Annotated in this window: 19 protein-coding genes and 1 pseudogene; 10 read left to right on the top strand and 10 right to left on the bottom strand. The window is 61.8% G+C overall.

Annotated features, from left to right (window positions below; all coding sequences use genetic code 11):
• Nucleotides 1-218: 218 nt before the first annotated feature.
• Nucleotides 219-395 (bottom strand): con-10 family general stress protein, encoded by a 177-nt coding sequence (locus tag AC3Z8Y_RS13340; protein ID WP_490086192.1) that lies wholly within the window; start codon nt 393-395, stop codon nt 219-221.
• A gap of 305 nt (nt 396-700) precedes the next feature.
• Complete coding sequence (locus tag AC3Z8Y_RS13335) at nt 701-1,264, bottom strand: type 1 glutamine amidotransferase domain-containing protein (protein ID WP_490086191.1); 564 nt, start codon at nt 1,262-1,264, stop codon at nt 701-703.
• 338 nt (nt 1,265-1,602) lie between these two features.
• On the opposite strand from AC3Z8Y_RS13335, the gene AC3Z8Y_RS13330 reads away from it, so the two are divergent.
• The 3 genes from AC3Z8Y_RS13330 to AC3Z8Y_RS13320 all read left to right on the top strand — a co-directional run bounded on the left by AC3Z8Y_RS13330 (nt 1,603) and on the right by AC3Z8Y_RS13320 (nt 5,216).
• Nucleotides 1,603-2,304, top strand: coding sequence for a hypothetical protein (locus tag AC3Z8Y_RS13330; RefSeq protein ID WP_490086190.1), 702 nt, complete (start codon nt 1,603-1,605; stop codon nt 2,302-2,304).
• A complete protein-coding gene (locus tag AC3Z8Y_RS13325) occupies nt 2,271-3,710 on the top strand; it encodes a hypothetical protein (protein ID WP_490086189.1) in 1,440 nt (479 codons plus the stop codon). The genes AC3Z8Y_RS13330 and AC3Z8Y_RS13325 overlap by 34 nt, the downstream gene beginning before the upstream one ends.
• Before the next feature lie 717 nt (nt 3,711-4,427).
• Nucleotides 4,428-5,216 (top strand): hypothetical protein, encoded by a 789-nt coding sequence (locus AC3Z8Y_RS13320; protein ID WP_490086188.1) that lies wholly within the window; start codon nt 4,428-4,430, stop codon nt 5,214-5,216.
• Between the two features lie 6 nt (nt 5,217-5,222).
• Here the strand turns inward: AC3Z8Y_RS13320 and AC3Z8Y_RS13315 are convergent, their stop codons facing one another.
• Nucleotides 5,223-5,408 carry a hypothetical protein gene (locus AC3Z8Y_RS13315; RefSeq protein WP_181118385.1) on the bottom strand — a complete coding sequence of 62 codons (186 nt, stop codon included), beginning with the start codon at nt 5,406-5,408 and terminating at the stop codon, nt 5,223-5,225.
• A gap of 106 nt (nt 5,409-5,514) precedes the next feature.
• Complete coding sequence (locus tag AC3Z8Y_RS13310) at nt 5,515-6,258, bottom strand: Mut7-C RNAse domain-containing protein (protein ID WP_181118386.1); 744 nt, start codon at nt 6,256-6,258, stop codon at nt 5,515-5,517.
• A gap of 86 nt (nt 6,259-6,344) precedes the next feature.
• Between AC3Z8Y_RS13310 and AC3Z8Y_RS13305 the strand changes: the two genes are divergently transcribed.
• Complete coding sequence (locus AC3Z8Y_RS13305) at nt 6,345-7,379, top strand: ribonuclease Z (RefSeq protein ID WP_490086187.1); 1,035 nt, start codon at nt 6,345-6,347, stop codon at nt 7,377-7,379.
• On the opposite strand, the gene AC3Z8Y_RS13300 is transcribed toward AC3Z8Y_RS13305, so the two are convergent.
• Entirely contained in the window at nt 7,369-8,082 is a 714-nt protein-coding gene (locus tag AC3Z8Y_RS13300; RefSeq protein ID WP_490089999.1) for a methyl-accepting chemotaxis protein, read from the bottom strand. The two genes, AC3Z8Y_RS13305 and AC3Z8Y_RS13300, sit on opposite strands and share 11 nt — an antisense overlap.
• Before the next feature lie 144 nt (nt 8,083-8,226).
• Nucleotides 8,227-9,252: pseudogene (locus AC3Z8Y_RS13295) on the bottom strand (HAMP domain-containing protein); the annotation flags it as partial.
• Nucleotides 9,253-9,553: 301 nt separating this feature from the next.
• Here AC3Z8Y_RS13295 and AC3Z8Y_RS13290 point away from each other — a divergent pair.
• Together AC3Z8Y_RS13290 and bamA are read left to right on the top strand one after the other, a co-directional pair.
• The gene (locus tag AC3Z8Y_RS13290) at nt 9,554-9,997 is read left to right on the top strand and encodes a hypothetical protein (protein ID WP_490086186.1); all 444 of its coding nucleotides are present in this window, start codon (nt 9,554-9,556) and stop codon (nt 9,995-9,997) included.
• Between the two features lie 191 nt (nt 9,998-10,188).
• Nucleotides 10,189-12,558: an outer membrane protein assembly factor BamA gene (bamA, locus tag AC3Z8Y_RS13285; RefSeq protein ID WP_490086185.1), complete on the top strand. Its 2,370-nt coding sequence runs from the start codon at nt 10,189-10,191 to the stop codon at nt 12,556-12,558.
• A 17-nt stretch (nt 12,559-12,575) separates the two neighbouring features.
• Here the strand turns inward: bamA and AC3Z8Y_RS13280 are convergent, their stop codons facing one another.
• The 3 genes from AC3Z8Y_RS13280 to AC3Z8Y_RS13270 all read right to left on the bottom strand — a co-directional run bounded on the left by AC3Z8Y_RS13280 (nt 12,576) and on the right by AC3Z8Y_RS13270 (nt 13,678).
• Nucleotides 12,576-12,713 carry a hypothetical protein gene (locus AC3Z8Y_RS13280; protein WP_181111785.1) on the bottom strand — a complete coding sequence of 46 codons (138 nt, stop codon included), beginning with the start codon at nt 12,711-12,713 and terminating at the stop codon, nt 12,576-12,578.
• A gap of 172 nt (nt 12,714-12,885) precedes the next feature.
• Complete coding sequence (locus AC3Z8Y_RS13275) at nt 12,886-13,140, bottom strand: hypothetical protein (RefSeq protein ID WP_490086184.1); 255 nt, start codon at nt 13,138-13,140, stop codon at nt 12,886-12,888.
• A gap of 121 nt (nt 13,141-13,261) precedes the next feature.
• Nucleotides 13,262-13,678 carry a J domain-containing protein gene (locus tag AC3Z8Y_RS13270; RefSeq protein ID WP_490086183.1) on the bottom strand — a complete coding sequence of 139 codons (417 nt, stop codon included), beginning with the start codon at nt 13,676-13,678 and terminating at the stop codon, nt 13,262-13,264.
• A gap of 181 nt (nt 13,679-13,859) precedes the next feature.
• Here AC3Z8Y_RS13270 and AC3Z8Y_RS13265 point away from each other — a divergent pair, with 181 nt between their 5' ends.
• Together AC3Z8Y_RS13265 and AC3Z8Y_RS13260 are read left to right on the top strand one after the other, a co-directional pair.
• Complete coding sequence (locus AC3Z8Y_RS13265) at nt 13,860-14,741, top strand: hypothetical protein (RefSeq protein WP_490086182.1); 882 nt, start codon at nt 13,860-13,862, stop codon at nt 14,739-14,741.
• Nucleotides 14,742-14,842: 101 nt separating this feature from the next.
• On the top strand, nt 14,843-16,465 hold the full coding sequence (locus AC3Z8Y_RS13260; protein WP_490086181.1) for a methyl-accepting chemotaxis protein: 1,623 nt from the start codon (nt 14,843-14,845) through the stop codon (nt 16,463-16,465).
• A gap of 55 nt (nt 16,466-16,520) precedes the next feature.
• On the opposite strand, the gene AC3Z8Y_RS13255 is transcribed toward AC3Z8Y_RS13260, so the two are convergent.
• Complete coding sequence (locus tag AC3Z8Y_RS13255; RefSeq protein ID WP_490086180.1) at nt 16,521-17,405, bottom strand: LysR family transcriptional regulator; 885 nt, start codon at nt 17,403-17,405, stop codon at nt 16,521-16,523.
• 124 nt (nt 17,406-17,529) lie between these two features.
• On the opposite strand from AC3Z8Y_RS13255, the gene AC3Z8Y_RS13250 reads away from it, so the two are divergent.
• Both AC3Z8Y_RS13250 and AC3Z8Y_RS13245 read left to right on the top strand, forming a co-directional pair.
• Nucleotides 17,530-18,870, top strand: coding sequence for an MFS transporter (locus AC3Z8Y_RS13250; RefSeq protein WP_490086179.1), 1,341 nt, complete (start codon nt 17,530-17,532; stop codon nt 18,868-18,870).
• A gap of 36 nt (nt 18,871-18,906) precedes the next feature.
• Nucleotides 18,907-20,181: a glucarate dehydratase family protein gene (locus tag AC3Z8Y_RS13245; RefSeq protein ID WP_490086178.1), complete on the top strand. Its 1,275-nt coding sequence runs from the start codon at nt 18,907-18,909 to the stop codon at nt 20,179-20,181.
• Nucleotides 20,182-20,186 lie beyond the last annotated feature (5 nt).

Below are 20,186 nucleotides of genomic sequence, written 5' to 3'. Positions count from 1 at the left end.
GGGGGTTTGCGCCACAAAAGGACAGGTGGTCAGGTCTGTACCTACAGGTGGCGGCGAGCGGCGGCGCAGCCCAGGTCGAATCCGCGGCGGCGTTATATCAGTGAAGGTAGGGAGGGTCAAATGAAGCGAAGCGGCGGGAGCTGAAAACAGGAAGGATACTGAAAGGACAGGGCCGGGGAGGAAGGGCAACGCTCGTCGCCCTTCCCGACTGTCATGAATCAGCTTTTACGATTGCCGCCACTGCTCTGGCCACCTTTGCGGCCCGCGTCGGATGTTTTCTGGCGGTCACTGGAAACGCTGCCGCTGGAGGACTGTCCGCCCTTTCTGCCCGCTTCGGATGCTTTCTCCCGATCGTTTGCAAAGTTGCCTGGATTGCTATTTCCGGTCTTGGCCATGATGCACTCCTAGTCTCAAGTTTGGATGCCCCACAAGCGGGACATTATCTCTGACCAAGTAAGCGGTGGGTTTTGTTCCACCTGTTTATCCGCTCCCGATAAGCGGTCCGTAATCTGATTATTTATTTATTTGAAATACTTATTATGGTTATGTTGGCTTGCTTTAGTTTAGCGCCCTAAGTAACTGATTGTTGTTATTTCATCGCCAAGCGTTATAAGTTGCCGCTTCGCTAGTTGTTCGCTTACGTTCCAGGCGGCAAGAAAAATGCCCGCATAGCAGCGGGCATCGGGAAGCTGTAGCGTACTCAGGCCTCTTGCAGTGCCTCGATGAGCGTTGTGTTGAACGCGTCCAGATCCTTAGGGGTACGCGAGGTGATCAAGGTCCAGCCGTTGGCGCCGCATTTGAACACTTCGACGTCTTCCCACCCGGCAGCCTTGGCATTGAGCAGGTCTGTGCGAACGCTGGCGTATGAGGTCAGGGTTTTGCCTTCAATCACGCCTGCGTCTATCAATACCCAAGGCCCATGGCAAATAGCTGCCACGGTTTTGCCGGCGCTGGCGAACGCCTTCACCAGGCGCTGCGCATCGGCATCCTGGCGCAGGGTATCGGCGTTCACGGTGCCGCCAGGAATCACCAGCGCGTCAAAATCGGCGGCGTCGAGCCCAGCCAGTTTGGCAGTCGACTCCACCGTGCGGTCTTTCTCGGTGTCTTGAACGAAGGTCTGGGTGGTACCGCCTTCGACCGAGGCATGTGTCACGGTGGCGCCTTCGTTGCCCAGCGCCTTCAGCGGCGCCAGCAGTTCGTCGCGCTCGATGCCTGTGTTGGAGGTAATGACCAGTATGCGTTTGCCAGTGAGACGGTCGCTCATGGGAGGGCTCCTTCAGGTGTGTTCAGGGGGTGGCCCGTTGCCGGGCGTCTTGTTTTGGGAAAGCGCAGGCGCCGGCAAAGTTCAGCAAATTTGCCTGCCCGGTTGTTGCCCATCGCCTATGCTCTGACGTGCCAAACCCCCCGGCCCGCCCCAGTGCCCTACCGGTAGTCCGCTGTCCCTAGGCAGATCAAGTGGCCGCCGAGGCCAGCGTTCAACGTGTTTATGTGTATGCCGTCGATGGGCAAGGTCACATCGATGCAGTACGAGCTGGTACCTCACCAACCCGTGGATGGGACCGCTGCATGTCGCCTGGAAGGCGGTGTGTACGGGAGTAGCCAATGGAGAGCAACAAGGAAAGTAGCGGGGGCCTTTCGTTCTGGCTGCCTGGCGGGGCGGTATTGGTAAGCCTGGCGATTTCAACGTTCGTGCTGCAACGGCAACCGTTTGTGGATGCACGACCGGCGAGCCCGCCGGTAGTAACGCAGCCCCCGATCGATGCGCGGTTGTGGCAGGACCCGTTTGATGCGCTGATTCGTTATCGGGGGCTGATCAAGGACACGAAAAGCCAGCCCTCGGGGACGATTAGCGGCGAGCCCTGCATCCCGACGCTGGTCCTTCCATCCGATATCGCCGGTGAGATGGCGGCGGCTCCCCCGGCAACCGCCAGGCCGCCCAATGTCATGGTGGCTTTGGTGCGCGGCTCCGCCTACGCGGACGAGGTGGAGATGCGGCGACGTATTCGCTATGCCATCCTGGCCGGATTCAAAACCAGCCGCCGGGTGCCATTGGATGAAGGGCATATTCGGTGCCTTCGCCATAATGTTGCCGGGACGTCGGCCGAGATCCCCTATGAAGCCTTTGGCCCGGATCCCTTCGACCCTCCGCTCACGATTGATGAGATACCGGACCCGGCAGCGCGCACAGTGGTGTTCTGGTTAAAAGAAGATGCGCTTGGGGATAAACCGCTGGCGAGCCTGGAACACTTGCGCACAGAACTAACTTTAAGATGTTTCTGGCTTGGCACGGTCATTTGGCGCTAACCCTCAATGAAGCAGATGGGCCCCTGAAGGTGATCGGCCCTTCGAGTTCGGCCTTGCTGCGCAAGATGTATCACGAGGAGGCGGCACTACGCAGCACCGACGGGCAGACCGTACCCCAGCAGCTGGAAATCTACTCACCGCTGGCCACGGCGGAACGGACGCGACTGATGGAAGGCGCGGACGAGCCCAGCGCCCGGGCCAAGCTCGATCATCCTGCCGTGATGAAGCTTCTGCGTACAGTGAGCGACGACGGCACCATGGCATCTTTGCTTCTCGAGGAACTGAAGCTCCGTCACGTAGACCCAGCGCTCGCCCTGCAATGTGGGGGAACATCTGCCATGGCGCCCAACCTGAAATGCCCGGCCGGGCGCTGGGAAAAATCAAATCGTGTGGCCATCGTTACCGAATGGGATAGCTTCTATAGCCGAGCATTGATCGAAAGCTTCAAGAACCAGCTCGCCAGGCGCGCCGGCCTGCTTCCCGAAAACGACCCTTCGCCAAATCCTCCAATTGTACTGAGCACGTTGGCGAGGCAGGAAATTGACCAGTGGGTGCTCCGTTTCGGCTACTTTCGCGGCTTGGATGGACGGCTTCCAGAAAAGGTAGCCGCCGCGCCCAAGACGAACTCGGCGGATAAATCTGCGCCGGCGACAATGGCTCAGGAAACCGCTGACGGCAATGGCCAGCTCGATTACATGCGCCGTCTGGCGGACCACATCGCCCGGCTCGACAAGGCCCAGCGGGACGCGGGTGGAGAAGGGATCGGTGCCATTGGCATTTTCGGCCAGGACACCTACGACAAGCTGCTGGCGCTGCAAGCGCTTAAAAGCCGAATGCCAACCAAGGTTTATTTCTCGACCGACCTGGATGCGCGGATGCTTCAGCAGGGCCAGGCGAAGATTACCCGCAACCTGGTACTTGCCGCGCCCTACGGCCTCACGCTCACCCGGGCGTTGCAGCAGGATGTGCCGCCGTTTCGAGAAAGTCTGCAAAGCGCGGTATACATTGCGGTAATGGCCGCACTGGCGCCCCAGGGGTTCGAAGCCAAACGCGGGAAGTTCGATTACTCAAAATCCTCGCTCCTCTCACCCGGGATCTATGAAATAGGGGCCAGTGGCTTCATCCCTCTGACAAGCACATTGGATCGGCAGCGTCCGGCCAGTTGCTCGGTGGGAAGCCTGGCTGACAAGGGCGGCAGAGTGCGGGCGCAGGACATCATGGCCCTGCAATGCCTCCAGGATCCCTCACCAGCGGCTTATGTGGAAGTGTCGCCGCGCATTCGGGATTGGCTCGGCCAGGCTCAATCGTTTTTTCTGGCAGGCCCTTTGAGCCTGTTGCTAGTGGCAGTGGGTGGGGTACTCGCCTGGTGGCGCAGCGGACACGACCGCAGTAACCCCCGCGAGTAACGGGCGGGCTGGGCTCAGCGAGCACCCCTGGTGCTCTATTCAGCTGCAATGTTTTTCGCTTGGCTCGCTACGCGTTATTGGCAAGTAGAGCTTCTTTGGCTTGCCGGAATTACTGCCTTGGTAGGCGGTTGGTGCCAAGGGCGCAACCGGCAGCAGGTGAAAGCGACGTTGGGTAATGGAGGGCGCAAACACTTGGGCGATGGAGGTGCCGGCTGGTACGTCGTGATTCCGGCCTTGTTATTCGCCCTGGCACTGTTGTGGGGGTACCAGAACCGGGCCTGGCTCACCGGGGAGGGCTTGGGTGAACCGATGTTCCTTTTCGAAGGAATCAGTGCCTGGCCCACGGTAGTCTTGAGGTTATTGGCCGCCGCGATTTCACTGGCGTCGTTAGCCTGGGCATGGCGCAAGCTGAGTCAGAACCGCCGGGAAATCGAGCGGCTGTACGACTTGGAAGTGGATCTTGAGCGTTTATCCCTCACGTTCAGCCAACTCTGGCATCGTTACCGCGCTCCCCGCCTCTCGGGCACAGTGCCGCAAAGCGGTTGGGCCGCTATTGGTCGGTTTTTGTACCGAACCTTTTTCCCCTTGGCCCGTAGCCAGATGACCAGGCTTGCAAGCAAGCGTATACCTCGTATGCACCTTAAAAGCGCGGCAGCGGAGGGACAGGTAACACGGTCGCTGCTGCGATTATGGATCGAGCACAGGTTGGCCGGAAGCATGCCAGCCCGCATGATCCGTGCGCTATTGTTGACTTGGGTATTTCTCGTTCTAACCAGCGCGCTGTACGTGATCGTCCCTGTGGAAGACATTCCCATACGCGGTGACTCCTCCGGAGTGTGGCTCTGGAGTTGGGGGGCGTCTACGATCACTTTCCAGATTTTGGTGTTCTGGGTAATGGATGCCAATCTGCTGCTTAGCCGGTTCATCCGCCAACTGAGCAGCAATTACCTCATTTGGCCCAAGGCGTTACGCAATCGCTGGGCAGGTACGATGATAGAGTCGAAGCATTCGTGCCTGGATGATTACCTCGACCTGACCCTGATCGCCAAACGGACCTCGGCGGTCAACCGGCTGATATATGCGCCCACGCTGGTCATGCTGGTACTGATGGCCTCTCGCAGCAGTGTTTTCGATAACTGGTCGGCCCCGCTTAGCAGTACGCTGATCCTGGTGCTCAATGCGTTGATCCTGCTCGGCTCCGCACTCACCTTGCGGCGCGCGGCCGAGCACGCGCGCAACGTGGCATTAGGGCGGTTGGACCAGTGTCTGCTTGAAGGTATACCTGTCGAGGCCCGCGGCCTCACTGCCGACAGCACACTGCTGGGGAAAAGAACCCGTGAGGAAGCCGTGGGACAGCTCAACCTTCTGCGCCAACGCATCAAGGACCTGCGCACCGGGGCGTTCGCGCCGTATTCCGAAGAGCCGCTACTGCGCGCGGTGATGCTCTCGCTCACCGGCCTGGGCGGTTCTGCCATCCTCGACGCGATGAACCTGTTGCAGTTCTAAAAGCCTTCAGCAGGCGGCGGGTAGGTGGCGGTTGCCCTCGGAGCGCACACAAGAGGCAGTCACCTCCATCACCGGGCCTCCGAGCCAGGCCAGCGTGGCACCGGGTAGTTCAGCGCGAGCCCAGGAGGTGAGGGCGATCAACAACAGGAGAAAGGCGGCGGCGACAGTGGAGACGGGATCGATTCTGCTCATGGCGGTAGTCACAGGTGAGCCAACGTTGCTGAGAGGGAAACTCTACACCCGATGGCGGTAAAGGGTCTGTAAAGGCAGGTAAAGGTGGTGGATACGAAACATCGAGTCATCCAGGCTCCGTAAGCGAAGCCAACAGCGCGTTCATCCGCCGCCAATGCGAACCCTCCCAGTACAGCCGCTGGCAGTGCAGGCAGGTGAGGAAGCGTTGCTGCCGCTCTCGCACACGGGGCGGCAGCCGGTCGAGCACGTCCTGCCGGTTCACTTCCCGCAAGGCGGCATTGCAGTTCAGGCAAAGGCTGAAAGGTTGAGCGCTGGCGTGAAGGTCCAGGCGGTCATACAGCTCACGCAGTTGGGCGGTCGGCTTGAGGGTATGTACATAACAACCATGTGCCACGGCACGGTGCTTGAGCAGGTCCCGGTCGCGGGTCAACAAGATGCGCGCCTCGCGTCGCGCGGTGGCGGCCAGGGTGGCATCTGCCCCGGCGTTGTCGAACAGCGTATCGAAGCCCGCCATGCGCAGCAGCCTGGCAAGGCCACCCAGATGCGCGTCGGCAACGAAGCGGGGAGGGCCCGCCGGCGATTGTCGCAAGGGGGTGATGGGGCTGATGTCCAACTGCTCGAACTTGGGGTATACGGTCACCCGCTCTTCTCCCTGCAGGCGTTGATCGAGCCCTACGGACTGTCCATCGACCAGCAACAGTGCAACCTCGGTGTGCGGAACACCCAGCGCTTCGATCATATGGCGCGCCGTGGCCAGGGGCGGGCAGGCGCACGCGAACGCACGGCCACGGCGCTGGCTGGGCAGAAAGCCCTCGAGGTGCGCATAGAAGCGAAAGGTGACGGTAGTCATAGTGTCACTATAGGTGGTTTTCGGCGGTACACCCCGAGCCTCCGGCAGCCGGTGGCATACTGTTGTTTTTGCGCGGGAGCTTGCGCATGGAACTGCTGTTTCTGGGTACCTCGTCCGGCACGCCAACCCGCGCGCGCAACGTCAGCGGGCTGGCAGTGCTGGCAGGGCAAGGCAAGGGCTGGTACCTGGTGGATTGCGGCGAAGGCACCCAACATCGGGTGTTGCGTACACCGCTGTCTTTGCAGGGGTTGGCCGGAATATTCATCACCCACGTCCATGGGGACCATTGCTATGGGCTACCTGGCCTGCTGGCCAGCGCCGGGCTGCAGGGGCGAACCCGACCGCTGGATATCATTGCGCCTGACGGTATCGAAACGTGGCTGCGGGCCACCTTTCAGCTCACCGAAACCTGGCTGCCGTTCGAGCTGCGCTTCCACGCCACCGAAACCTTGGTGGACGGCGTGCAATGGCGCGATGCTGAAGTGGTGGTAAGTGCTGCGGTACTGGCCCATCGGGTGCCGTCGTATGCCTACCGGCTCACAGCGCACGCGCAGCAGCCACGGCTCGAGCGCGATAAGCTGCTGGCCGACGGTATCGAGCGGGGCCCCGCCTGGGGCGCGTTGATGCGTGGCGGCAGCGTCGAGTACCAGGGGCGCGTGTTACACAGCGCTGACTATGTTCATTTCGACCAACCCACTCAGTGCATCGTGGTAGCGGGCGATAACAGTGAGCCGCAACGCCTGGCCGAGGCCTGTGTGGGCGCCCAGGTGCTGGTGCATGAGGCAACCTATACCGCCGAGGTCGCGAAGGGCAAAACCCATCACGGGCACAGCAGCGCCGCAGCGGTTGCCGCCTTTGTCGAACAGGTACAAGTGCCTAACCTGGTGCTCACCCACTTCAGCCCGCGCTACCAGGCCAGCCCCCGGCAGGGGCTGTCCATCGAGGACCTGCGCCAGGAGGCCACCGCCGCATACGGCGGCAACCTCGTGCTGGCGGCGGATTTCGACCGGTATCGGTTGTCCCGGGATGGGGTGTTGAGCTTGATGCCACGCCCGTTCCGAACCCTTCCCGGGCTATGCCCGGTCCCACAAGGCGCCTCGCCAAACGGCCTTACAGAATAAACCGCGCCACCTTGCCGTTCAGGTCCCCAGCGCGCTCTTGAAGCAAGCGCGCTTGATGTTCGGCGCTCTGCGCGATGTCTACCAGGTCTTCGCCCAGGGTCTGGATGGTGACCACGTTGCGGGTGATTTCTTCTGTCACCGAAGACTGCTCCTCCGCAGCCGAAGCGATCTGCTGGGACATGCCCGAGATCTCGTCGGCCGAAGCGGTGATCGCCTCCAGCGATGCGCAGGCCAGTTGCGCGTCGGCCACGCTGCGCTCGGCAAGGCCGGTGCTGCTGGCCATGCGGTTCACTGCATCCTGGGTAATGCGCTGGATATTGCCCACTGTGCTCTGGATCGACTTGGTCGACTCCTGGGTGCGCTGGGACAGCATTCGCACTTCGTCCGCGACCACGGCAAAGCCACGGCCCTGTTCGCCGGCGCGCGCCGCTTCGATGGCCGCGTTGAGCGCCAGCAGGTTGGTTTGCTCGGCAATGCCCTGGATGCTGGTGAGCACGCTGCTGATGGACTGTGAATACTCGCTCAGCTCGTTCACCACCGCAGTGGCGGCATTGATCTCGCCTGAGAGGTCACCGATGGAACCCTGGGTTTTACGCACCAGTTCCAGCCCTTTCAGGCTGCTGGCCGAAGATTGCTGGGCGGAGCTTGCGGTGCGCTCGGCGTTGCCGGCGATTTCCTGGGTAGCACTGGCCATTTCAGTCACGGCCGTGGCCACCAGCGTAAGCTCTTCCTGCAGCTGGCCCAGGCTTCGCGCCGAATCGCTGCTGCGGTCCAGTACCTTGGTCGACTCTTGGTCGATGTCCACCGCCTGCTGGCGCACATGGCCAATCAGGGTGTGCAGGCTGCCCACGAACTGGTTGAAGTGCTGGCCCAGCTCGCCCACTTCGTCGCGCGATTGCAGGGCGATGCGCTGGGTGAGGTCGCCGTCGCCGCTGGCAATCACTTGCAGGCCTTGCGACATGGCACCCAGTGGCCGCAACAACCATACGCACAAGGCGTTCACTACCAGCAGCGAGATCACCAGGATCACCGCCAAGGTGCCGAGCGCTACCCAGAGGCTGGTGCGCAGCGGTGCGAGCAGGGCCTCGTGGTCCAGCACCATGATCAGTTTCTGGTGCTGATGGTTGATCGGCGCCACATACAGCCGTTCGCCACGGTCGGTGAGCAGGAAGCGGGCACCGTCGCTGCCCGAGAGCGCGTCGAGGTTCGCCGAGGTCAGCGCCGGGTACAGGCTGGTCACCGGCTTGTCCAGCACGCCCTGGTCGGTATGGCCGAGGATGGTGCCATTGCGGTCCACAAAGAACGCCGAGCCGTTGCCCGGCAGCTTGATTTGCTTAAGCTGGCCAAGAATTTCGCTCATGCTCACATCGGCGCCGAGCACACCGAGGGTTTCGCCGTTGTAGCTCAGGACCTTGCCCAGCGACAGCACGAAGCTCTGGGTGGCGGCGGCGATCGAAGGCGTGGAGAAGTACACCTCGCCCGGGTTGATCATGGCTTGCTGGTACCACTTCCAGCGACGTGGGTCGTTGTTGTCGGCGGGCAGGCTTACGTGGTTGGCGTTGATCTGCGAGCCGTCCGGGCGAGCCAGGAACACGTTGTCGAAGCCACCGGCGACCTTCGCCTGTTCGAGCTGCAGGGGAAGGTCGGCAGGGTTGCCCGTGGCTGTTACCGATGCCATGGCCAGCTGTTTGCTGGTGAGCCAATAGCTCACGTTGGCGGCGAACACCTTTCCAGTGTTGCTGACTTGTGCGGCAATGGACGCTTCGAGGGTGTTCTTGCTCTCAACGTAATGGGTGGCGGTGAGGCTGATGCCCACCAACAGCAACGCGGCGCTGGCAGACAGCGCCAGCTTCTTTCCCAATGTCAGTTTCATAAATACCTTGCAGGGGCAGTGAGAGCCGGGCGCAAGACGCAGCCCAAGAAAGCTCGATGCCGATGTATCGGCAACGCTGCGGTGAACTTAAGGCGAGGCTGTGTAGCAGAATGTAAAAAACATCGAAGTTGCTGGCGTATAAGCGTCACCTTATACGAGGAGGTATCTGAACGTGCTACACGGTGCCCGTTTGTATCAGTTCGGGTTTGATCCAATATAAACGCTAGATAGTTATTTCGCCTTCTGCTGTGGTTTCATCTGTCCGGTTAATCTGTTTGACAGCATTGTCATGGGGCAGCGAATGTTTCTGGTGCATAAAAAAGGCTTCGTGCCGGGCAGCAAGATGGTCGGCGGGTTATTGCCGTATGACTTCTTCTGCGAAGACGATCCCTCGATCAATCTGTTCGTGTTCACTGGCTGCGAAGGCGGCGAGCAAAAAGGCGAACAAACCCTATGGGCGTTCTCCAGGCTGGAGCGCTTCGAAGCCATGTTGCACAGTTTCAGCCAGGCCCAGGCAGGCTCGGGCTGGTTTCGGCGAGTAAGCGTGCTCACCGGCCCCTCGCACAACGGTACCGGAACGCTGAGGTTTCAGGAGGTGACCAGGGTGCTCAGGTACGACGGCACAGGCGAGGCGAAGGGCGGCAAGCCGGAATATGAAATTCACACCTGTGAAGGTGACAGTTACTTCACCTGCGCGTCTGTTTCAACCGCAGTCGGTGAGCCGACGGTTATTTATCAACATTGACTGGTTGATTGTATTGCGCTTTGTACGCGGGCCAACAAACCCGACAAGTTCACCTGTAGGTGAGTGCAGTAAGCTGTTCGCCGCTTGATAACAGCGTACACCGCATGGCGGTGACGAAACTTTGCTCCTTATCGGCTGTTCCGGACATGTCCGGGCTGAGAGGGGAGTGTGCCAACTGGATATAAACTCGTATGCGCTGCGTCTCGCTGTTGCCCCTGGTGGCGGCCGTGCTGTTTGCCGGTACCGCCCACGCCGAGTCCTTCACCATCTCCGATATTCGCGTCAACGGCCTGCAGCGGGTATCCGCCGGCAGCGTCTTTGGCGCCCTGCCCCTGAACGTGGGCGAGCAGGCCGATGACCGCAAGCTGGTGGATTCCACGCGCGCGCTGTTCAAGACCGGTTTCTTCCAGGACATTCAGCTGGGCCGAGACGGCAACGTCCTGGTGATCAACGTGGTGGAGCGGCCGTCGGTCGCCAGCATCGAGATCGAAGGCAACAAGGCCATCTCCACCGAAGACCTGCTCAAGGGCCTGAAACAGTCCGGCCTGGCCGAAGGCGAGATCTTCCAGCGCGCCACGCTCGAAGGCGTGCGCAACGAGCTGCAGCGCCAGTACGTGGCCCAGGGCCGCTACTCGGCCACCGTGGACACCGAAGTGGTGACCCAGCCGCGCAACCGCGTGGGCCTGAAGATCAAGATCAACGAAGGCACGGTCGCGGCCATCCAGCACATCAACGTGGTGGGCAACACCGTCTTCGCCGAGGAAGACCTGGTCGACCTGTTCGAGCTCAAGACCACCAACTGGCTGTCGTTCTTCAAGAACGACGACAAGTATGCCCGCGAAAAACTGTCCGGTGACCTCGAGCGCCTGCGCTCGTACTACCTGGACCGCGGCTACATCAACATGGACATCGCCTCCACCCAGGTGTCGATCACCCCGGACAAGAAGCACGTCTACATCACCGTGAACGTGAACGAAGGCGAGAAGTACAAGGTTCGCGACGTCAAGCTCAGCGGCGACCTCAAGGTGCCCGAGGACCAGATCCAGAACCTGCTGCTGGTCAAGCCCGGCCAGGTGTTCTCGCGCAAGGTGATGACCTCCACCTCCGACCTGATCACCCGCCGCCTGGGCAACGAGGGCTACACCTTCGCCAACGTCAACGGCGTGCCGCAGCCCCACGACGACGACCACACCGTGGACATCACCTTCATGGTGGACCCGGGCAAGCGCGCCTATGTGAACCGCGTGAACTTCCGCGGCAACACCAAGACCGAAGACGAAGTGCTGCGCCGTGAAATGCGCCAGATGGAAGGCGGCTGGGCTTCGACCTACCTGATCGACCAGTCCAAGACCCGCCTGGAGCGCCTGGGCTACTTCAAGGAAGTGAACGTCGAAACCCCGGCGGTGCCTGGCACCGACGACCAGGTGGACGTGAACTACACCGTGGAAGAACAACCGTCCGGCTCGATCACCGCCAGCGTGGGCTTCGCCCAGAGCGCGGGGCTGATCCTGGGTGGTTCGATCAGCCAGAGCAACTTCCTGGGTAGCGGTAACCAGGTGAGCATCGGGCTTACCCGGTCGGAGTACCAGAGCAGTTATAACTTTGGCTTCACCAACCCCTACTTCACGCCAGACGGGGTGAGCCTGGGCTACAACGTGTTCTACAAGAGCACCGACTACAGCAAGCTCTACGACGATGACGACGTTTCGTACTACTCGATCAACAGCCTGGGCACCGGTATCACCCTGGGCTACCCGATCAGCGAAACCTCGCGCCTGACCTATGGCCTGTCCGTACAGCACGACTCCATCGAACTGGGCACCTATAGCGCCGACGAGCTGTACGACTTTGTGCAGCGCGAGGGGACCGAGTTCACCAACTTCAAGGCCACCGTGGGCTGGTCCCAGTCGGCATTGAACCGAGGCACGCTGCCCACCAAGGGCTATTCCCAGAACGTAAGCCTGATGGCCACCCTCCCGGGCAGCGACCTGCAGTTCTACAAGCTCGACTACTCGGGCCAGGTGTTCGCGCCAGTGGGGGATAGCCAGGCTATTCGGTTCCACACCAAGCTCGGATATGGCGGCGGCTACGGCGGCACCGACGGGCTGCCGTTCTACGAGAACTACCTGGCCGGTGGCCTGAACTCGGTGCGCGGTTTCAAGGACAGTACCCTGGGCGCGCGCAGCACCCCGGCAACCGGTGCCTACAGCAGCATGGGGCAGGCGTACTACAGCGACCGCGACACCGATGCGCTGGGCGGTAACATCATGATTACCGGCGGGGTGGAGTACCTGTTCCCACTGCCATTCATCAAGGACCAGAAGTCGGTGCGTACCAGCCTGTTCATGGACGGCGGCAGCGTGTTCAGCAGCAAGTGCTACCTGGCGACGACGGGCAGTTGCGGTGGGGTGGACTTCAGCGAAATGGCCGCGTCCCTGGGCGTGGGCGTGACCTGGTATTCAGGGCTGGGCCCGCTGAGCTTCAGCTTGGCGCTGCCGATCAAAAAGCCCGACGGCGCCGAAACCCAGGTGTTCCAGTTCTCACTGGGACAAACGTTCTGACGTAGGTTTTACAGGGATCACGCCATCCACAACCAGGCCAGCGATACCGCCCATCCACAGATGGCGGCGCAGGCAGCAGCGAGCAGCGCGCGGTCGGCGCGGAAAAATGCAGCGGGTGTGCGAGATGAAGCGGTGGTGTGATTGTAATGTGGCATGGCTTATGTCCCCTTTTGCTATGGGACGTATCGGCGTAGCCAAGCGGTTCTTTATTAAAAAAGTAACCCGAAGTTCAACTAATTGTGGATCCGCTAGTTGAACGTGTTGGATCCGTTACAGAACTTATGACTTGTGTGCATTCTCTAACGAAAGTTGGGCGAAGGGCCACTATCACCAAGGGTCGGCCGAACCCGACGCCGCCCGGCGCAGGGCCTCCAGCCGTTGGGTGGAAACGGTATCGATCCGCTCGGCCATGGCCTTGCGCTGGCCCAGGTTCACCAGGCCGAAGTCCGTGAGGCACCGCAGGTAACCCGTCGCCTTGGCCGCGCTCTCACGGATCTCTACGTAGTCTGCGGCCTTGTTGACGCCTTCGAGCATATGGCGCCAGGTCGGTGCATGGAGGTCGTCAAGATGAGGCGTCGGCATATGGAGGCTCCTCGTTACCGCTGCGAATCAGCGTTAAGTTAGGCTCCCAAGTCGCTGGGAACACCGGGTAATGTTCATAGACTCACGCCTGAAGCGATAATTCCCGAAAGTGTCAGGCAGTTCAGCGCCGCCATGAAACGGTAGCGGGCGGCTTGGCCTGGCTGGTGAACTGGCTGGCCAATCCCACACCCAAGGCGAACGCCAGTACCAGCGCAAGGCCAACCCAAACGCGGCGAGGGGTGGGAGAAGCTGGCTTGACGGTGGCTTTGCCGGGTGCCCCCAGTTGTGCCAGCTGCGTACGCAGGCGCTGTTCCTTTTGCGAAGCGATCCATGCATCGTGCCGCGCCCGCTGCTCGGGGTCGTTGAGCACGGAGTACGCCTCGTTGATCAGTCGCACAATCCGTTCCGCGTCGGTATCTCCCGGGTTTCGGTCTGGGTGATGCTTCTGCATCAGCGCCTTGTACGCGGCACGGATGACTTCCGGCGGGGCGTTGCGCGCCACCCGCAGGTTGGCGTAATGAGTGGGGACTTCGGGCATTTATAGTATTCCGTCCGGGGTGGCCGCCTGCCCAGATGCCTGGCGCGATCGTCAAGGCGCAGGGCGGCGTGCAAGCGTATCGGCCCCGTTACATGAAGCTTTATCCCTGTTACCAAAAGTGGTGTTTGCCGGCAACCGCGCCTAGGCTTCAAAGCTACATCACTGCCTGGGACCGAACCGAATGCGTTGTAAGCGTCGTCTGCTGCCGCTGGCCTTTGCCCTGGTGCAGGGCACCGCCTTGGCTACGGGAGTGAGCGGCGTCAAGCCCACCGTGCGTTGGATGACCGTGGATTTCCCCCCGCTGTTCATGGTCACCGGTCCTGAGCACGGCGTAGGCGATTACGCTCAGGGCATCGCCGTGAGCAGGCTTGGCAATTACGAGCATCAGCTTCAGGCGGTCCCGCCCAATTACCAGCGGATCGAGCAGGAAATGAAAACCCGCGGCGACGTGTGCTTCGCCGGCTTTCTGAAAACGGCTGCGCGTGAACGGTTCATGGTATTCAGCGAGCCTTACCTGATGATGCTGCCCATTCAGCTGTTCGTCCCGGCCGACCATTCACAGCCCCCCGCAACGGACAGCGCCGTGGACCTTGCCGGCCTGCTGGCGGCGGGTACTTTCCGCCTTGGCATACTGGGCGGCAGGCGATATGGCGCTTCGGTGGACCCTGTCATAGACACCTACAAGGACAGCCCGTCGGTGTTCCGGCGTTACTCCAAGGACCAGCTCGGCGGCCTGGTGAGCATGATGGCCGCTCACGAGCACGGGCTGGACGGCATACTGGCCTACCCCAGCGAGATCAACTACCTGCAAAAGCAGCCCAAGGCCACGCCGCTGGCGCTTCGTGCCTACCCACTCAAGGGCGCGCCGGCCTTTATGTATGGCTATTTCGCATGCTCCAACAGTGACCTGGGCCGCGCGGTGATCGCGGGCATCAACCAGACCATCCCCGGTATACGCACGCAAGTGGCCGAGCTCTACGCGCACAATCTCACCCCGGCGGCCAGGGCGGCATACCTGCGGCTGGTGCGCAGCGAGTGGGGCGTGGAGCTGTTGCCCAATTAAGGCATGGCTTGGGCCTGTGGCTAAAGTTCGACGGTGGGAGGCCGATATACGAAGCACTGGAAACCTGCCCGCGTGCCCGCCGCCTACCTCGGACCCTTGCCATGCTCAGAAAAATAAAGATTGCCCACCGTACCTTGCTGTTTTTCGCCTTGGTGGCGTTGTTGCTGGCCGCCGTTGGCGCCTTCAGCCTGATGAAGATGGCCGCGATCCGTGCCTCGGGCGCGACCGTCGAGAACCATTGGATGCAGAGCCAGGCGACCGCCGATAACATCGCGCTGAGCTTCGCCCGCATCCGCGTGGAATCCCTGCGCCAGCTGGCTTTCAAGGACCCGGAGACCTACCGCAAGAGCGATGAGCTGGTGGCTGCGTCCATCCAGGACATCAAGCGGTTGTTGCAGCAATACGAAGCGTTGATTGCAAGCCCTGAGGAACGTCAGGTGTTCAACGCGGCGCGGGACACTTTCAGCCAGTACGCCAGCAAGCTCGATGAGCGCCAGCGCTCCATCGCAGCCAGCGCACCCGAGAGTGTGATGGGCCCGATCAACCAGGCGCTCTCCGGCCTGGGCCCGGTGCTGAACGAAAAACTGTCGGCCCTTCGCGATTTCAACCAGGCGGGCGCCACCCACGCAGCCGCCTATTCGGATGACACCTACAGCAGCGCACGCAGCGTGATCATCGGCGCCATCATCGCCGCGCTGGCTGCCACGCTGGTACTGGCCCTTACGCTCACGCGCAGCATCATTACGCCGATCCGCCAGGCGGTCGGCTTTGCGGATGGCATTGCTCAGGGCAACCTCAGCGGCACCATCCAGCGCGAAGGCGATGATGAAGCCACGCAACTGTTTGCCGCTCTTGGCACCATGCAAGCCAACCTGCGCCAGACCATTGGCCAGATTGGCGAATCGGCTCAGCAGCTGTCCGCCGCTGCCGAGGAAATGAGCGCGGTGATGGAAGAGAGCACCCGTGGCATGCAGCGCCAGAACGACGAGATCGAACAGGCCGCCACGGCGGTGAACCAGATGACCGCCGCCGTGGAAGAGGTCGCCACCAACGCGGTGTCCACCTCTGAAGCGTCTCAGGCTTCCAGCCGATCGGCCGAGCAAGGGCGGGTGCAGTTGACCGACGCCATTGCCTCCATCCAGTCGCTCACTGACGACGTGATGAGCGCCTCCGAGCGCGCCGCGGCACTGGCTACCCAAACCCGTAGCATCAGCACGGTGCTGGACGTGATCCGCGCGGTCGCCGAACAAACCAACCTGCTGGCCCTCAACGCCGCGATCGAAGCGGCGCGTGCCGGCGACGCCGGGCGCGGCTTTGCCGTGGTGGCCGATGAAGTGCGTGCACTGGCTCACCGTACGGGCGAATCCACCCGTGAAATCGAGAACATGATCGGTAGCATCCAGCAAGGCACCGGGCTGACTGTAGACGCCTTGCAGCACAGCGCCGAGCGCGCCCGCACCACCATGGACAAGGCCAATGCCGCCGGCCAGGCCCTTGGCGCAATTACCGAAGCCGTGGCGAGTATCAACGACCGCAACCTGCTGATCGCCAGCGCCTCGGAAGAGCAGGCCCAGGTGGCCCGTGAAGTGGACCGCAGTCTGGTGAGCATCCGCGACTTGTCGGTACAAACCGCCACTGGCGCCCAGCAAACCAGCGTTGCCACCCACGAACTGGCACGGCTGGCGACCGACCTCAACGGCCTGGTGAAGCGCTTCTCGTTGTAAGCCTTGGCTCCCCGCCACTTCCCACAAGGTCCGCGAATAAGGGCGCCGGGGTGCTTCAAACCGCCCCGCGTATGGCCTGTATCAACATGCCGCACGCGGGGTTGTCGTTGTCCTCCCGCCAGATCAGGTGCAGCTCGCTCTGCACCCCCTCACCCAGTTCCATCTCGTGGAACACCACGTCCTTGAACACCACATTGGTGGCGCAGCGGGGCACGAAGGCCAACCCAAGGCCGGCGTTCACCAAGGCCAGTATGGTCAATGACGAGCCCAGCCATTGTACGTAATCCGGCGTCACCCCAGCCGAACGAAACATGCCGGTGAGCAGTTCATTGAACGGGGCATAGGCGGCGTGGGAGTACATCAGAAACGGCTGCCCTTGCAGGTTAGTGATCTCTACCCGAGCTTGTTTGGCAAGGGGGTGCGCCGCGTTCACCGCCAGCACGAACGGCTCGCGCACCAGCCGTTCGCTGCAAAACCCTGGCTCGGGCAGCGGCGCGCGTGCAATGCCCAGGTCCAGGCGGCGGGCCCGCAAGGCTTCCTGCTGTTGTGCGGTGTTCATCTCCGTGAGGGCGATGTTCACATGAGGCTGTTGTACCCGTGCCTCGGCGATCACCTTGGGCAGAAATTCGTACACCGCGCTGCCCACGAACCCCACACTCACCGACCCGATATCCCCGGCGGCAAAGCGCCGTGCGGAAACGGCCGCCATTTCGGCGCGCTCCAGCAGGTTCTGTGCTTCCAGAAAAAATGCCCGGCCGGCCGCCGTCAGTGCCACCGTTCGGGTATTGCGGGTCAGCAGCGCCACGCCCAGTTGATGCTCGAGCAGCTGGATCTGCCGGCTGAGCGGGGGCTGGGTCATGTTCAAGCGCTCCGCCGCGCGGCGAAAGTTGAGTTCCGTGGCTACAGCGGTGAAGCAGCGAAGCTGAGCGAGTTCAAACACTGATTCATTCCGGGTATCAATCGAGAGCCAAACTAGATTAGACCGCAACAATACGGGCGTCCATCATCGGGGTGTATCCAGCAGGATGCGGCCGACCCAAAAAAACAATAGCGGGAGATGCCCAGTGAACCAGCCCCAAAGCGCCGTGCAGGCGGACGTGCTCGCCCGGGCGGCGAGCAAGGTCAAGCGCCACGTGTTGCCACTGTTCGTGGTGATGTTCATCGTCAACTACATCGACCGCGTCAACATCGGCTTCGTGCGCAGCCACATGGAAGCCGACCTGGGTATCGGCGCAGCCGCCTACGGCCTGGGCGCCGGGTTGTTTTTCATCGGGTACGCCTTGTTCGAAGTGCCGTCCAACATGCTGCTGCAGCGTTACGGCGCCCGCGCCTGGCTGGCGCGCATCATGCTCACCTGGGGTGTGGCGGCCATGGCCATGGCCTTCGTGAAAGGCGAAACCAGCTTCTACGTGCTGCGTTTTATCCTCGGTGCCGCCGAAGCGGGCTTCTTCCCTGGCATCATCTATTACTTCACCCAATGGCTACCGGCGGCCGAGCGTGGCAAGGCCATGGCCGTGTTCCTGAGCGGCTCGGCCATCGCTTCGGTCATTTCCGGGCCAGTGTCCGGTGGCCTGTTGAGCCTCGGCTTGCCGATGCTGCACAGCTGGCAATGGATGTTCCTCATCGAAGGTTTTGCCTCGGTGGTGCTGTGCGGGTTCGTGTGGCTGCATTTGCAATCTCACCCCCGGGAAGCCAAGTGGCTCACCCTTGAGGAGCAGCAAGCCCTCACCAGCGCCATCGCCGCCGAACAGGCCGCGCGTGAAGCCGAGCGGGGAGGGCGGCCGTCGATCGTTCGCCTACTGGCAGACCGGCAGATCGTGCTGTTTTGCTTCATCTACTTCTCTGTAGCCCTGACCATCTACGGCGCCACCTTCTGGCTGCCCAGCATGATCAAGAAAATGGGCAGCCTGGGGGACTTCGAAGTCGGCTTGCTCAATTCCATTCCCTGGCTCATTTCCATCGTCGCCATGTATGGCTTTGCTGCGCTCGCCGCCAAGTGGCGCCATCAGCAAGCCTGGTGCGCGCTTACGCTACTGATCGCGGCGCTGGGGATGTTCATGTCCACCACGGGCGGGCCGGTGTTCGCCTTCGTTGCCATCTGCTTCGCGGCCATTGGTTTCAAGGCCGCCTCGGCGCTGTTCTGGCCGTTGCCGCAGGGCTATCTGGATGCCCGTATCGCCGCGGCGGTCATCGCGCTGATCAACTCCATCGGCAACCTCGGCGGCTTCGTGGCCCCTACGGCGTTCGGGTTCCTGGAACAGACCACCGGCTCGATCCAGGGCGGCATGTATGGGCTGGCCATTACCTCGGTGCTGGCGGCCGTGGTGGTGATGTTCGCCCGAGGCAAACCGGGTGCCGGCAAACAACAATTGGGCGGCGGCAAGCCTTCGCCCGTGACCGCCTGACGCGGCTATCAACCTTTTGAACCGGGAGCCTCGACCTTGAAGATCATCCGCGTAACCGTTACTCCGATTGCTTTCCGCGACCCACCGCTGCTCAATGCCAGCGGCATTCATGAGCCCTATGCGTTGCGCTCGATCATCGAAGTGGAAAGCGACAACGGCTATATCGGACTGGGCGAAAGCTACGGCGATGCCCCCGCGCTGGCGATCCAGCAGGCCGTACAAGCGCAACTCATCGGGCTGGACCCGTTCAACCTCAACGCTCTGCGCCAGGTAGTGCAGGCCGCGGTGGCGGCGCACAAGCCAGCGAGCGTGGCAGGGGCCGAACTGGCGCCCGGCTCCCACGCCAGCAAGGCTGTGAGCAACGCCTATTCGGCATTCGAGGTGGCCTTCCTCGACCTGCAGGCGCGCTCGTTGAATGTGCCGTTGGTGGACCTGCTGGGCGGGGCGCTGCGCGACCGCGTGCCGTTTAGTGCCTACCTGTTCTTCAAGTACGGCCAGCATGTGGATTCGCCCTATCCGGCAGACAACTGGGGCGAAGCGCTGAGCGAAACACAGATCGTGGCGCAAGCCGCTCGGATGATCGAAGCCCATGGGTTCAAGAGCATCAAGCTGAAGGCGGGCGCATTGGAGCCTGAACACGAAGTGGCCTGCATCAAGGCGCTGAAACGCGCCTTCCCCGACCATCCGCTGCGCATCGACCCCAACGGCAACTGGTCGCTGGACACGGCCATCCGCATGGCCGAGCTGCTGGGTGACGACCTGCAATATTACGAAGACCCAACCCCCGGCCTGGACGGCATGGCCGAACTGCACCGCCGCACCGGCTTGCCGCTGGCGACCAACATGGTAGTGACCGATTTCGACGAGTTCCGCCGCAGCGTGGCCCTGAACAGCGTGCAGATCGTACTGGCCGACCATCATTACTGGGGCGGCCTGCGCGATACCCAGATACTGGCCAAAATGTGTGACACCTTTGGCCTGGGCGTGTCCATGCACTCCAACTCCCACCTGGGCATCAGCCTCATGGCAATGACCCACGTGGCCGCCGCCACGCCGAACCTGGGCTACGCGTGCGATACCCACTACCCTTGGCAGGAGCCCGACGAGGAGGTGATCAAGGGCGGCAAGCTGGCCATCGAAGACGGCTGCATGGCCATCACCCGCGCGCCCGGCCTTGGCGTTGAGCTGGACCATGAGCAACTGGCCAAGCTGCACGATCAATTCCTCAGCTGCGGCATCCGCCAGCGCGACGACGTACGCCAGATGCAGCGCTACAAGAGCGATTGGAAAGCGGTGAAGCCACGGTATTGAAGTTG

This window comes from Pseudomonas sp. 3MAES_34.3B, assembly GCF_058145875.1.
This window is presented reverse-complemented; position numbering and strand designations above follow the sequence as displayed.